The sequence below is a fragment of the Pseudomonas oryzagri genome (genome assembly GCF_020831405.1).
GTDB lineage: Bacteria > Pseudomonadota > Gammaproteobacteria > Pseudomonadales > Pseudomonadaceae > Geopseudomonas > Geopseudomonas oryzagri.
Genome location: NZ_JAJHPU010000043.1, coordinates 147,178 through 161,910, shown reverse-complemented (window position 1 = coordinate 161,910; position 14,733 = coordinate 147,178). Strand labels below are relative to the sequence as shown.

Genomic DNA, 14,733 nt, shown 5'->3' with positions numbered 1-14,733 from the left:
CACGGATGACCGTCCATCTCCGCTCGATGGGTCTGATGGAAATGCGCTGGGGCCCGCCTCTACGGGCGGTTGCCAGCCATCACCACCATCGCCCTGTTCACCTCGGCCGGTAGCGGCTCGTTCGCCTCCACCTGGCTGTGCAGCCAGTCGACGTTGGCGTCGGGGGTATAGCCGTTGACGATCCGGCACAGCAGATTGCGCACGTGCGGATAGTCGTCCACCCGGATCGCCTGAACCATTTCCACCATCAGCGCCTTGAACTCCTCCCACGGCATGTGCGCCTCATTGGCACGCATGATCATCGGATGCTCGGTAGGCAGGACGTTGTCGCCGATCAGCAACTCCTCGTACAGCTTCTCCCCCGGGCGCAGGCCGGTGAAAGCGATCTCGATCTCGCCATCGGGGTTGGCCTCGGAGCGCACCGTCAAACCGGAGAGGTACACCATCCTTTCCGCCATCTGGGCGATCTTCACCGGCTCGCCCATGTCCAGTACGAACACGTCGCCACTCTCGCCCATCGAACCCGCCTGGATCACCAGTTGCGCCGCTTCCGGAATGGTCATGAAATAGCGGGTCATTTCCGGATGGGTCACGGTGATAGGTCCACCACGCTTGATCTGCTCGCGGAACAAGGGAATCACCGAACCCGACGAGCCCAGCACGTTGCCGAAGCGCACCATGATGAACCGCGTGTGATTGACCACCGGTGGCAGCTCGGACTCGCCATAGAGCGCCACCGCGCGCTCGCCGGCCAGCCCCTGCAGCGCCAGCTCGGCCATGCGCTTGGTGCTGCCCATCACGTTGGTCGGGCGCACGGCCTTGTCGGTGGAAATCAGCACGAAATTGCGCACGCCGGCCCGCAAGGCCGACTGGGCGGCATACAAGGTGCCCAGGGTATTGTTGAGGACGCCTTCGGCCACGTTGTGCTCGACCATGGGGACATGCTTGTAGGCCGCGGCGTGATATACGGTGTCGACCTTCCAGCTTTGCATCACCTCCAGCATCCGCACGGGGTAGCGAACCGAGCCGAGCGTGGTGATCAACTTCACCGGCAGCTTCTTCTGGCAAATAAGCTGCTCCAGTTCGAGCTGGATGGTGTAAAGGCTGAACTCGGAGTGATCGAAGATGATCAGAGTCGAGGGCTCGCCCTTGAGGATCTGCCGGCACAGTTCGGAGCCGATCGAACCGCCCGCACCGGTCACCATCACCACCTGATGGCGGATGCAGCGCTCCAGCAACTCGGACTTGGGCGCCACGGGATCACGGCCGAGCAGATCCGCGATGTCCACGTTCTTCAAATCCTCGACCTTGACCCGTCCACTGGCCAGGTCCGCGATGTCGGGCATGGTGCGCACCACCACCGGATAGGTCTCGAGCAACTCCAGAATCTCGCGCCGCCGCGCACGGGATGCCGAGGGAATCGCCAGCAGGACTTCCTCCGCGCCGGTTTCCTTGAGCATGCGATCCAGCAGACTCGGCGGATACACCGGCAGGCCGGCCATCGCCCGGTGGGCCAACTGCAGATCGTCGTCGATGAAGGCCACGGGGCAGCGCGTGTTCCCCATCCGCAAGGCCTGCGCCAACTGGTTGCCGGCGAGCCCGGCGCCGTAGATGGCGACCTTCGGCAGACCGGGCTGACGCCCTGCAGAGGGAACCCGCAGGTTGTACCAGTCCCCCATGAAGTACTGGCGCATCGCCAGACGCAGGCAACCGATCAGTATCAGACTCGTCAGCCAGTAGTCGAACACCATCGAAGGAGGGAGCCGGCCCGAAGGGGGCGCATAGAGGACGATCACCAGCAGCAGCAACAGCGCCGAGTAGGTCACGGCCTTGGCGATCGTCAGCAGGGCATGGTTGCCGAGACGCCGCATCACCGCCCGGTACATCCCCAGGCGAATGAACAGCGGCAACGCCACGAGCGGGGCCGCGATGAACAGCCAGGCATGCCGGCCAAACGGCTCGATCCGGCTTACGTCATCGAGGCGCAGGAAGAAGGCCAGCCACAGCGCCAGCCAAATCAGCGGCACATCTGTCATAAGCTGCAACAAACGCTTGCTGCTGGGGGGTAATGCCAGCAGGCGCTGACGCAGCGGGGATTGATTGCCAATCATCGATGCCACCTTTCCGATACACCTGTTAACCCCCTATTGGAAAGTAGCCTACAGACCGTCTCCCTGCCGCTATTCCGCCATCACAAATGCCTTACACACCAAGTCACAAAATTTCGCCAAAAAAACGGCGCCTGACACCATCGAGGCAGGATAGATTCCGCCATTCGTCGGCAAAAATCCCGCCCAAGGAAAGGAGCTGGGCCCCTCGGAACGCTCTCCTTCCTTGCGGCGCACACAAAAAGACGGAAGTCCGCCGTCAGCAGGCGGGGCAGCCCTGAGCCATGGCCAAGATGCCAAAGCACCACCTGCGTGGCACAATTCGAAAATTCATCCAGAGTTCTTAATGACGGCGTCATTTCCGATGGCGCCGGCAGGCAGCAATTCCAGAACGAAAGCCCCCAATGAGCAGCAGTCTTATGCCCCAAGCGCCGCAGTGCAGACCGCCGAGTGCCTGGTATCTGGTCCAGTGCAAACCGCGCCAGGATGAGCGCGCAGAGGAAAATCTGCGGCGCCAGGGCTTCATCTGCTATCGCCCGCAGCACAGCCGCGAGCGTCTGGTGCGCGGGCAACGCCTGTTGGTCGAGGAATCGCTGTTTCCCGGCTACCTGTTCATCCAGCTCAGCCAGTTCGACAACTGGGCCCCGCTGCGCTCGACCCGTGGCGTCAGCCGGGTGGTCGGCTTCAGCAACCAACCGCTGGCCGTCAGCTCCTGCCTGATCGAGGAGCTGCAGCAACGCTGCAACGGCGTGTCCGCCGAACACCTGCTGGAAACCGGCGACAAGGTCCGCATCGACCATGGCCCCTTCGCGGAGCTGGAGGCGATTTTTCTCTCCATGGACGGTAACGAACGGGTCGTACTGTTGATGAATATCCTGCATCGCGAACAGAAGGTTCGCGTGCCACTGGCAAGCGTCCGCAAGGCTCAACAGTAGCAAAAATCCTACTGACAAACGGGCGAGACCAGCGTCACAATATCCTTTTACACTAAGCGCCGTTGCAGCAATTACAAATCCAGGGACAGGATCGCCCCCTCCTTGCGCGTCATCCCCACCCCTCAAGTAAATCGTTCGCACAGCGACCCAGTGCACGGCCTCCGCGCGCCTTGGCGACCGTGTGACCCCGGAAAAACCGCGTTTTCAGGACTCGACGGAAAATCCTGGGGCGGTAGCGTGCCCGGACGCCAACATTTCACACCGCAAATTGTTAATGAATTAACACATGCAGTGCCTGCACCCCGGTCTCTTACATGGCCTCCTCGGCCTTCTGCCGATCCCCCTCGACTGGTCGCTGGCTACCCGCGTCACCAAGGTCTACCGACACTACGAGGCGTGCACCAAATGAGACATGGCCCGCTCTTTGCTTGTGCGCTATCGCAAGCCGAGCGCAGTTTGAATATGCTTGCCGGTCTGTCGAATGCCCACGCCCGGAGGGGCTGGTGTCACTCCAGGCACATGGACAGATAACAGCACCAAAAATAATTCACCCCCTTGCCTGCTCGCCGAGCCGGCGAGGTCAACTGCTGCAAATAACGAGGACGTTTAAAAATGCGCAAGACCCTTACCGCATTTTCCATAGCCCTGGCCCTGGCCGCCGGTCAAGCCACCGCTGCTGAGAGCACCGCAGCCAGCACCCTGCCTGCCGGCGTGACCCAGGCCATCCAGGCCAACGATGTCCAGGCGCTGACCGCCGCCATCGAAGCCGCCATCGCCGCCAATCCGGAAAGCGCCGAAGCCCTGGTGGCCGCCGCCATCGCTGCCGCGCCGAACCTGGCCACCCCGATCACCGAAGCCGCCGTCAAGGCTGCGGTTGCTGCCGCTCAGGCCAACGGTGGCAATCCCAATGCCGCCGCCGGGAAAATCACCGCCGCCGCCGTCCGCGCCGTCGTCGCCGCCGCCCAGGCCCGTGGCGAAGCTCCCGGCCAGTCGGTGAAAGCTCTCGTGGCCGCCGTCAAGGCCGCCGCTCCGGCCAGCGCCGCGGCTGACATCGATAGCGCAGCCGAATCGGCTTCCGCCAACTCCAACCAGGGCTCCGCAGGCTCCTCCGCCGGCGGCGGCGTGACCAAAGGCAATCCGGGCAACAGCACCCCGGGCAGCAGCGGCGGTGGCGGTGGCGGCTCCAACAACAACAACGCCAGCCGTAGCTGATCCCCTAGCGGATGATGAACTCCGATGGCGGCCGGCAACGGCCGTCATCGTGGCGATTACCTCCCCCGCACTCGCGGGCAAGGACCGGACTTTTCCTCATGAGCAACAAACTGCACCGCAGCCTGCTGGCCGCCGCCGTATCCGGCGTCGTCTGTGCCAACGCCTGGGCGCTCGATCCACAAGGCATCAAACTGTCCGACGGCGTGATCTTCACTCCGACGCTGAAAGTGGCCGAGAGCTACGACGACAACTTCCGTGCCGTCGAAAACGACGAAGAGTCGTCGTGGATCACCACCATCGCGCCGACCTTCACCCTCGGTGCGGAAGGCCGCAAGAGCGCCTACCAGGTGAGCTACACCGCCGTCAGCGACACCTTCCACTCCAGCCACAAAGACAACAACACCGACCATCATCTGACCGGTGATGTGGGCGTGGAGTTCGATGCACGCAATCGTCTGAAGCTGAATGCCGGCTACCACGACGTCGAAGACACCGCATCGCTCGACCAGCAGGTCGAGAACGACATGTACAACACCAAGAACGTTGGTGGCGTGTACACCTACGGTGCAGAGACTGCCCGCGCGCAGATCGACTTCGGCGCCAATTACGAGGAGCTGCGCTACACCAACAGCGATCACCTCAACGCCGACAAGGAGCGCGACAGCACCGCGCTGCGTAGCACCTTCTACTACCGCGTGGCACCGAAGACCAAGGCCCTGCTGGAAGCTCGCTACACCGACTACAACTACGTCAGCAACGACCTGCGCAACAGCGAGAACACCGGCCTGCTCGCGGGTGTGACCTGGGAAGCCACGGCCAAGACCACCGGCACCGCCAAGTTCGGTCGCGAGAAGAAGGACTTCGACGACTCCAGCGTCGGCGAGAAGTCCGGCGGCATGTGGGAAGTCGGCGCCACCTGGGAGCCGCGTACCTACTCGCGCTTCGGCCTGAACACCCGTCGCGGCTTCGACGAAGGTGAGGACAACGCGTCCACCATCGAGTCCCAGACCACCACCCTGAGCTGGGAACACGACTGGGCAGAGCGCCTGACCTCCAACGTCAGCTACACCCGCAGCGACCGTGACTATCAGGACATCGAGCGTGAAGACAAGATCGACACCTTCGGCGTCGGTCTGACCTACGCAATGCGCCGCTGGCTGGACGTCGGTATCGGCTACAAGTACTCCGAGAACGACTCCGACGCCGTCAACGAAAGCTACGAGCGCAACATCTACGCCCTCACCTTCAACGCCAGCCTGTAACCCCCGCGGTTGCGGCAACCCCACGGGGGGGTGGCGCCCCCCCCGTGCACTAGCCGACCTCACAAGAGAAACCAAGCCACATGGTCATCCGTTACTTCTTCCGCCTGATCCTGGGCCTGCTTCTACTCAATAGCAGCACCGTGCTGGCCGAAAGCAACTCCACCTACAAACTGGCCTCGGGCGACGTCATCCGCATCAATGTATTCGGCGAAACGGATCTCAGCTTCGAAGAAGTCCGCCTGAACGACGCCGGCATCTTCTCCTATCCGTTCATTGGCGAAGTTCGCGCCAAAGGCAAGACCGCGGCGGAAATCGAGCAAGTGCTCACCGAAAGCCTGAAGGGCGACTACCTGGTCGACCCGCGCGTCTCCGTCAGCGTGCTGGAGTACCGCGAATTCTTCATCAGCGGCGAGGTCAAGGAGCCCGGTGGCTACAAATTCCAGCCCGGCCTGACCCTGCGCCGCGCTGTTGCCCTGGCCGGCGGCCTCACCGAGCGCGCGTCCGAAGGTCGCATCACCATCATCCGCGACCAGGACGCCAGCCGTACCCCCGAAAAGGCCACCCTCGACACCATCGTCATGCCCGGCGACACCATTACCATTGACCAGGGTTTCTTCTAATAATGGAAAGCAACGCCCAGATTAACGAGCGCAATCTGATCGCCCAGCGCGCCGACGAGGACGATAACGATATCGACCTGCTGCAGTTGTGGCAGACCATCTGGCGCCGCAAGTGGAGCATCATCACCCTGGTTCTGGTGGTCATGATGGTCGCGGTGCTTAGCGTGCTGAGCATCACCCCCGTCTATCGAGCTGGCGCTACCCTGCTCATCGAGCAGCAGGCCGCCAAAGTGGTCTCCATCGAACAAGTCTACGGTTTGGAGGGCACCGGCAACGAATACCTGCAGACCCAGTTCGAAATGCTCAAATCGCGCGCCCTCGCCGAGCGCGTGGTCAAGCAACTGAACCTGACCACCCATCCCGAATTCGACCCGCGCCAGCAACCTGAACCGCTGATCGACATCGCCGGACTGCTCGCCAATTTCAACCTGAACCAGGTCGTACCCGCCACCTTGCCGGAAGACCTGGAAGAAGGTGTCGATCCGACCGAAGCGCAGATCTTCGACGAAGTCACCAAGGAGTTCATGGAACACATCAGCGTCGCTCCGCAGGGCAAGAGCCAGCTTGTGCGCGTCGAAGTCGAAATGGAAGACGCTCGCATGGCCACCAAGGCAGCCAATGCCCTGGCTAACGGCTTCATCGAAAGCCAGATGGAGGCGACCATGGAAATGTCCATGACCGCCACTAACTGGATGAACACCCGCCTGACCGAACTGCGTGACACCCTCAAGCAGGCCGAAGACCGTCTTCAGGCCTTCCGCGAGAAGGAAAACCTGGTGGACGTAGACGGCGTGGCCACCATCAGCGCCGCCGAACTGTCGCAGACCGGCGACCGCATGATCGACGCCCGCCGCCAGCGCGCCGAGGCGGAAAGCATGTACCGTCAGGTCCAGGCCAGTCGTGGCGGCGGCTGGGAAAAGCTCGCCACCATTCCGGCAGTGCTGGGCGACCCGCTGATCCAGCAGTTCAAGGCCAATCAGGCCAAAGCCCAGGCCAAGGTCGACGAACTGGGCAAGCGCTACGGCGCCCGTCACCCGACCATGGAAGCCGCTCGCACTGAACTGGCTGCCGCCTCCGCCAGCCTGCGCGGTCAGGTGGAGCAGGTGGTCGCCGGTATCGAACGCAACTACCAGCTGGCCATGGCCAACGAAAACTCGCTGCAGGCCTCGTTCAACGCCAACAAGTCGCAGATCCAGGACATCTCGCGCAAGGAATTCAAGCTGCGTGAACTGCAGCGCGAAGTGGATGCCAACCGCGCCCTGTACGACACCTTCATGACCCGCCTGAAGGAAACCACCGCTACCGCCGACCTGGAAAGCGCCAACGCCCGTGTGGTCGACAAGGCTGTCCTGCCGACCGAACCGGTCAAGCCGAAGAAGGCACTGATCGTCGCCATCGCCGGCATGCTCGCCCTGTTCGCCGGCGTTGGCCTGACCCTGCTGCTGGAGATGCTCAACAACACCTTCAAAGGCACGGAGGAGATCGAGAACAAGCTCAACCTGCCGGTCCTGGGCATCCTGCCGCTCATCAAGAACAAGGAGCGCGCCGAAGTCGCCCACCTGTTCACCGACAACAAGGAGCGCAGCTTCAGCGAGTCGATCCGTACCATCCGTACCGGCGTGGTGCTGTCCGGTATGGAGGAACCGCACAAGATCCTGGTAATCACCTCCTCCATTCCCGGCGAAGGCAAGAGCACCGTAGCGGCCAACCTCGCCGCCGCCCTCGGCCAGATGGAAAAGGTCCTGCTGATCGACGCCGACATGCGCCGCCCGACCATGGCCAAGAACTTCGGCTTCCCAGTCGGCACTCCGGGCCTGGCCAACCTGATCGCCGGCACCGCCAAGCTCGACGAGTGCGTCAAGCACGTGGACGGCATCGACATGCTCAGTGCCGGCGCGGTGCCCCCCAACCCCTTGGAGTTGCTGTCCTCGCCACGCTTTGCGAAGGTCGTCGAGTTCATGCGCACCAAGTACGACCGGATCGTTATCGACTCGCCGCCCACCCAGGCGGTCAGCGATGCGCTGGTGCTCGCCACCCACGCCAACGCTCTGCTCTACGTGGTCAAGTCCGAATCCACGGCGATCCCGCTGGTGCAGAAAGGCGTGGGCCAACTGCTGCAGAACAACGCCCCGGTCACCGGTATCATCCTCAACCAGGTCGACATCAAGAAGGCACAGAAGCAAGGCTATAGCTACGGCGGTTACTACGACTACTACGGCTACAGCAGCGACGCCCAGAAGGCCTAAGCCCTCCTCGCGCTCTCCCCGCCCCTCTTCTCCCTGGAGAGGGGCGGGGAAAAGGGAAAAGCGAACCGCAAATAAATGTGCTCCCTTGGCGGGAGCACATTTATTTGCGATCCACACCGTACTCTCGATGGCTCCCATGCTTGCGTGTGGGAACGTCGTCCCAGCAACTCCGCAGCCAACGCCAGAATCAGACCATTCAATGATCGACCTGCACAGCCACCTGCTCCCCGGCATCGACGACGGCGCCCCCGATCTGGAAACCGCCCTGCGACTGGCTCGCATCGCCGTCGACGACGGCATCACCCACCTGGTCTGCACTCCGCACATCCACCACGGCCGCTACGACAACGACCGCGCCAGCATCCATCAGGCCCACCAGCGCTTCGTGCAGGGCCTTGCCCAGGCCGGTATCAACCTCCGCGTGAGCTGGGCCGCGGAAATCCGCTTCGGCATGGAGCTGATGGGCAACCTGACCGACGGCGGCCTGCCTTTCCTTGGCCGCTGGGAGGACAAGAAGGTCCTGTTGCTGGAATTCCCCCACAGCGAAATCCCCTTCGGCGCCGAACGCCTCACCACCTGGCTGCTGCAACGCAACGTCGTGCCAATGATCGCCCACCCGGAGCGCAACAAGGGCCTCATGCGGACCCCGGCCAAGCTCAAGCCCTTCCTCAAGCAGGGTTGCCTGCTGCAGGTCACTGCCGGCTCCGTCGCCGGGCACTTCGGCGAGAATGCTCGCGCCCTCGCCCACAGTCTGCTCGAAGAGGGCCTGGTGACCATTCTCGCCAGCGACGCCCACAACGAGCAGCACCGCCCGCCCGTCCTCGCCGAAGGCATGCAGCACGCCGCCCGCATTGTCGGCGACCGCCAGGCCGAACGCCTGGTCAAAGACATTCCCTGGCAGATCGCCCAAGCCCACTTCGCGTAACCGCCCATGACCGCCACCTCCGCCCTGACCACCAGCCGGCGCCGTTCCCGTTCGCGCAGCAATCCGCAAACTGCGAAACCGGTCACCCTTCGCCTCATCCTGTTGCTGGTCCTGCTGGCAAGCCTGGCGCTGCTCTTTTGCGGCTCACGCCTGCTGCTCGCCGGCATCGCCAGCTACCAGACTCAGGCCTTCCTCGATGACTGGATGCGCAAAGGTGAAGAACCCAATCCACGTGCCTGGCAGATTGCCCATGATGCGGCGCAACGCGCCATCGCCCTCTACCCCGGCAGTAATGGCGAATACCTCGAGCGCCTCGGACGCGTGCTGCAATGGAAACAATTCCGCCAGCCCCTCGGCGCCGACACGGCCGAACAGTCTCGCCGTGAGGCCCTGCAAGCCTTCCGCGCCGCCAGCGAGGTACGCCCGACCTGGCCCAACAACTGGGTAGCGCTGGCCTACGCCAAGCTTTACCTCCTCGAATTCGACAATGAGTTCGGCCGCGCCCTGCAGCAGGCCCAAGCCCTCGGCCCCAACCGCATCGAAATCAGCCGCACCCTGGCGGAAATCGGCTTCATTGCCTGGGCACAACTGAATGACGAGCAGCGCCGCGCCACTCTCGAATCGGCGCGCCGCACCGTCAAACACGGCCCCAAAGAGACACAGAACCTGCTGGTGATTGCCAGCCAGACCGGCATGAGCAGCGAACTGTGCGATAGCCTCGACGCCGAACTGAAAGACACTCGCAAGATCTGCCGCTGACCCCGGCGACATAGCCCCGCCCCGCATCCACACTCGACACAGGCTCAGGATGATGCCCAAGACCTCCACCGCCCCTCAGCCCACGCCCCGGGTTGCACAGCGTAGAGTCAGCGCCGCGCACTCCCTCTCGTCGTCCAGTCCGAATCCCGCTCGCCCACGCCCCGTGGACAGCGGCGCCCAATCCCGGGGCGCCAGCGCCCCCTTCCAGAGCAAGGCCCATTACGTGACTCGTACCCCCGACAGCACTCTTCCCGGAGGCCGCGGCCTCACGTTCTGGGGCCAGTGGCTGGTGGCATCTGGCCTAATCACCCTTCTGCTGTGCGCCCTGACTACCCTCAAGACCGGCGAACTGGGCACCCAGTACCGGGTCCTCGCCGTTTTCGCCCTGCTCGGATCGGTACCGGCCTATTCGTTGCTGCGCGTCTACCACAAGCAGCACAGCTATCTCACCGGTCTGACTCGGCTGTTCTGCGGTTGGCTGCTGCTGCTCGCCGGCCTTACCGTCATCGCTTTCGTTACCAAGACCAGCGAGCTGTTCTCCCGCGAAGTGACCCTGACCTGGGCGGTGCTCGGCTTTGCCCTGCAGGCCGCCAGCTACCTGCCGCTGCAACATGTCTCCCGTCACTATCACCGGAAACTGCAGACCGAACGCACTTCGCTGATCGTCGGCACCGGGGATCTCGCACTTGAGCTCGCCGACAAGCTGGTGCGCCAACAGCATGAGCCGGTGCTCGGCCTGGTCGCCCCGGACACCGCGGAGCTGCCGAGCAACAGCCTCTACCCCATCCTCGGCGGCATCGAACACCTGCGTGCGCTGATCGCCGAACACAGCATCCGCCGCCTGTACATCGCGCTGCCACTGGCCGAGGCCGAACAGATCGAAGGCCTGTATATCGACCTGCTGGACGCCAGTGTGGACGTGATCTGGATCCCCGACCTGGCCAGCCTGATGCTGCTCAACCACTCGGTCAGCGACATCGGTGGCCTGCCGGCCATCCATCTCAACGAAAGCCCGCTGACCGCCTATCCCACCGCCGCATTCACCAAGGCTGCCATGGACCGCGTCGTCGCCCTGCTGGCATTGATCGCTCTCAGCCCGCTGATGCTGACTATCGCCTGGCTGGTCAAGCGTTCCTCGCCCGGCCCGGTGATCTTCAAACAGCAGCGCCATGGCTGGAACGGCCAGATCATCGAGGTGTGGAAGTTCCGCTCCATGCGTATGCACGATGACCAGGTCGTCAAGCAGGCCACCCGCAACGACGACCGCATCACCCCCATCGGCCGCTTTATCCGCCGCACCTCGATCGACGAACTGCCGCAGTTCATCAACGTGCTGCAGGGCCGTATGTCCCTGGTCGGCCCACGCCCCCACGCCGTGGCGCACAACGACTACTACACCGGCAAGATCGACGCCTACATGGCCCGCCACCGTATCAAGCCCGGCATCACCGGCCTGGCACAGGTCAGCGGCTGCCGCGGCGAGACCGAAACCCTGGACAAGATGGAAAAGCGCGTTGAACTTGACCTCGCCTATATCAACAACTGGTCGGTGTGGTTAGACATCAAGATTCTAATCAAAACGCCCTTCACACTTTTATCAAAAGACATTTATTGAAACCATCACTATAGAAGCCATCACAAAAGTCTGTAGCACACAGACAAAATAGACGTTTCCTGAAGGCACAAAATGAAAAACCTCAAAGTACTGGATTGCACACTGAGAGACGGCGGCTATTACAACAACTGGGATTTTGATGAACAGTTGGTTGCCGAGTATTTACATGCTGCAGCCAAGGCAGAGATCGACATGATCGAACTGGGCCTGAGAAACTTTGACTCAACAACCTTCAAAGGAGCCAATGCCTTTACCAGTGAGCGCTACATCAATCATCTTAAGCTACCGAATGGCCCGCTCTATGGGGTTATGGTGGATGCTAAAACTCTCATCTCCTCTCCTTATGACATTCGCGAGGGGGTAGACCGGCTTTTTGTTCCGAAAAGTGAAAGCCGCCTCGATTTTGTCAGAATTGCAGCCCATTATCATGAGATTGAGAGCGCGATCCACATATGCCGTGAACTCAAGGAATATGGCTATTTCGTAGGACTTAATCTCATGCAGTCTGTGGGAAAGACAGACAATGAGATCATCGCTGCCAGCGCGAAAGCCTACGAATCCGAGGTTATCGACGTCCTCTATTTCGCAGACTCATTAGGTAACATGGATGCACAGGAGCAAGAACGCATCATCCAGGCCATTCGTCAAAACTGGGATGACGATATTGGACTGCATGCTCATGACAATACTTCTCAAGCGCTCTCCAACACCCTAGGAGCCCTCGATCTTGGGGTAACTTACATCGACGCAACGATGACTGGCATGGGGCGCGGCGCAGGAAATACTAAAACAGAGATTCTCCTACTAGAGCTTTGTCGGAAGCATGGCTCCAACTACAAACCCGAACAACTGCATGAGCTTATCTTGAAGCATTTCGAACCCATGCAGCGTAAATATGGATGGGGAACTAGTCTTCTTTATCACATCGGGGCCTCGTTCAATATTCACCCAACATATATCCAGCAACTATACAGCGACTCACGTTTTGGGGCCTCCGAAAGAGCAGCGGCCATCCAGTATTTAGGTAGAATAGAATCATCCAGCTATGACGGCGAGAATCTCGAAAAAGCGCTTAACATCAGTAAAGCAAAACCTCGCACTCAGGCCACGAGAGGCCATAGCGTAGCTGGGATTTTCGATAACCGTGAGGTCCTCATTATCGGCGCAGGCGAAAGTACAGCCAAACACCAGAAAGCCATAAAAGATTATATTCTTGAAAAGAAGCCTGTTGTCATTGCAATCAACATAAACAACCAAATCCCACCAGAGCTTGTTGACTATTACACAGCCACTCACAACATAAAATTCTTGACGGATCGTGAAAAATACAAAAATTTTGAATCGCGACTGATAGCCCCGCACTCCAGATTCGAAGAAAATGATATCTCCCCTGCAATCAACTATGAAGTCGACACCGGTCACAGCTGGATAGTAAATGACAGCTATTGCATTATCCCCTATGAACTGACCCTCGCCTACACACTTGCCCTTTGCGAGGTGGGAAAAGCAGAAAAGATAAGCCTAGTCGGCTTTGACGGATATCCTCATCTGGATACAAGGAACAAAGAGTCACAGGAAACTCTCGACCACTTCAAGACCAAGATCAAGATTACCTGCCTGACCCCCACGAACTACAACATCGCAACCGGATCAATCTATGCGATATAGAAATTATATATTCGACTGCGATGGAGTCCTGCTAGACAGCAACAACTTCAAACTCACCGCAATGAGGCTGGCGCTTTCCGGCTATTCAGAAAACTTAGTAGATACTTTCATAGAGTACTTTCGAAATAATTTTGGAAAATCTCGATACCACCATATAACAGTATTTTTCGATGAATTCCTGAAAAGAGAGTCACTTCCAGACGAAAAACAGCAGATCTTGGATCTTTACGCTCAAAAATGCAGAGAGCAATATCTTGAATGCAATGTTTGCGAGGGAGTATTTGAACTGCTAGAAGCGATCCCGTCAACTAATTGCTGGATCGTGTCGGGCAGCGACCAAGATGAGTTGCGAGAAGTATTCCGCGCGCGAGGATTAGAAAATTACTTCGTTGAGATATACGGCTCCCCCACAAGAAAATCCATCAACATACAGAACATCATCGAATCGAGCAATCTAATAAAAAGTGAAACCTGCCTGATTGGCGATGCTGAAGGTGATCGTCAGGCAGCTGAAGAAAACGGTATAGATTTTATTTTCTGTAGTGGCTACTCAAACACACCAGAGCTCGCCGCCAATTATTCTAACCAGGGCTATCGTGTGGTTGAATCTCTTCTACAGATCATCACGGAAAAACAATCATGAAATTTGCCGTAATCATTCCTGCTCGGTATGAATCATCTCGCCTGCCTGGCAAACCTCTTATAGAACTCTGCGGCGTGCCTATGGTAATTCGCACCTATCGACAATGTGTGAAAGCAGTACCCCCCGAACTCGTTTTCGTAGCGACTGAAGATTCGCGAATTCGTGACGTTTGCGTCCGTGAGGGAATCCAGTGCCTGATGACATCCACAGACTGTCTCACTGGCACAGATCGAATTGCTGAGTGCGCTCAGTATCTTGATGCAGATATATTCATAAACATTCAGGGAGACGAGCCAGCGTTCAACCCTGACGACATAAAGGCAATCTTAAAAACAGCCGCCGCCAACCCCGATAAAATTATCAACGGATATTGTGAAATAACCGAAGAGGAGCTATTTAGAAGCCCAACGATCCCCAAGGTCGTCATGCGTCCGGACGGCAACCTTCTTTATATGTCCAGGAGCCCAATCCCAACCAACAAAAAGCACCAATTCGTCAAATCTTGGAGACAAGTTTGCGCTTATGCATTTCCCAGAAAAGCGCTTGAGACCTTTTCACGCTCAAATGGAAAGACTCCCCTAGAGGAAGTGGAAGACATCGAGATCCTTCGCTTTTTAGAACTAGGGCTTGATGTGAAAATGATTGAAATGTCGAGCAACTCCGTCGCGGTGGACACTCCAGAAGACATTCAACGTGCCGAAAAAGCGATAAAAATACTCGGTCTAGCTTGATCTTAACCC

Annotated in this window: 12 protein-coding genes; 11 read left to right on the top strand and 1 reads right to left on the bottom strand. The window is 59.4% G+C overall.

The window, feature by feature from the left end; all coding sequences use genetic code 11:
• Positions 1–59: 59 nt before the first annotated feature.
• Positions 60–2,111, bottom strand: coding sequence for a polysaccharide biosynthesis protein (locus tag LMJ29_RS17395; protein ID WP_229606788.1), 2,052 nt, complete (start codon positions 2,109–2,111; stop codon positions 60–62).
• 401 nt (positions 2,112–2,512) lie between these two features.
• Here LMJ29_RS17395 and rfaH point away from each other — a divergent pair, with 401 nt between their 5' ends.
• From rfaH to LMJ29_RS17340, 11 genes are all read left to right on the top strand, one after another.
• Positions 2,513–3,043 carry a transcription/translation regulatory transformer protein RfaH gene (gene rfaH / locus LMJ29_RS17390; RefSeq protein WP_229606787.1) on the top strand — a complete coding sequence of 177 codons (531 nt, stop codon included), beginning with the start codon at positions 2,513–2,515 and terminating at the stop codon, positions 3,041–3,043.
• A gap of 612 nt (positions 3,044–3,655) precedes the next feature.
• Positions 3,656–4,255: a hypothetical protein gene (locus LMJ29_RS17385; protein ID WP_229606786.1), complete on the top strand. Its 600-nt coding sequence runs from the start codon at positions 3,656–3,658 to the stop codon at positions 4,253–4,255.
• 98 nt (positions 4,256–4,353) lie between these two features.
• Positions 4,354–5,517 (top strand): outer membrane beta-barrel protein, encoded by a 1,164-nt coding sequence (locus LMJ29_RS17380; RefSeq protein ID WP_229606785.1) that lies wholly within the window; start codon positions 4,354–4,356, stop codon positions 5,515–5,517.
• 80 nt (positions 5,518–5,597) lie between these two features.
• A complete protein-coding gene (locus LMJ29_RS17375) occupies positions 5,598–6,137 on the top strand; it encodes a polysaccharide biosynthesis/export family protein (protein WP_229606784.1) in 540 nt (179 codons plus the stop codon).
• A gap of 2 nt (positions 6,138–6,139) precedes the next feature.
• Entirely contained in the window at positions 6,140–8,383 is a 2,244-nt protein-coding gene (locus tag LMJ29_RS17370) for a GumC family protein (protein ID WP_229606783.1), read from the top strand.
• Positions 8,384–8,582: 199 nt separating this feature from the next.
• On the top strand, positions 8,583–9,308 hold the full coding sequence (locus LMJ29_RS17365; RefSeq protein WP_229606782.1) for a tyrosine-protein phosphatase: 726 nt from the start codon (positions 8,583–8,585) through the stop codon (positions 9,306–9,308).
• 6 nt (positions 9,309–9,314) lie between these two features.
• Positions 9,315–10,067, top strand: coding sequence for a hypothetical protein (locus tag LMJ29_RS17360; protein WP_229606781.1), 753 nt, complete (start codon positions 9,315–9,317; stop codon positions 10,065–10,067).
• A gap of 223 nt (positions 10,068–10,290) precedes the next feature.
• The gene (locus LMJ29_RS17355) at positions 10,291–11,682 is read left to right on the top strand and encodes an undecaprenyl-phosphate glucose phosphotransferase (protein WP_229606780.1); all 1,392 of its coding nucleotides are present in this window, start codon (positions 10,291–10,293) and stop codon (positions 11,680–11,682) included.
• Between the two features lie 72 nt (positions 11,683–11,754).
• The gene (locus LMJ29_RS17350) at positions 11,755–13,350 is read left to right on the top strand and encodes an aldolase catalytic domain-containing protein (protein WP_229606779.1); all 1,596 of its coding nucleotides are present in this window, start codon (positions 11,755–11,757) and stop codon (positions 13,348–13,350) included.
• Entirely contained in the window at positions 13,340–13,993 is a 654-nt protein-coding gene (locus tag LMJ29_RS17345; RefSeq protein ID WP_229606778.1) for an HAD family hydrolase, read from the top strand. Before LMJ29_RS17350 ends, LMJ29_RS17345 begins: the two co-directional genes overlap by 11 nt.
• Positions 13,990–14,724 (top strand): 3-deoxy-manno-octulosonate cytidylyltransferase, encoded by a 735-nt coding sequence (locus tag LMJ29_RS17340; protein ID WP_229606777.1) that lies wholly within the window; start codon positions 13,990–13,992, stop codon positions 14,722–14,724. Before LMJ29_RS17345 ends, LMJ29_RS17340 begins: the two co-directional genes overlap by 4 nt.
• The last annotated feature ends 9 nt before the right edge of the window (positions 14,725–14,733 follow it).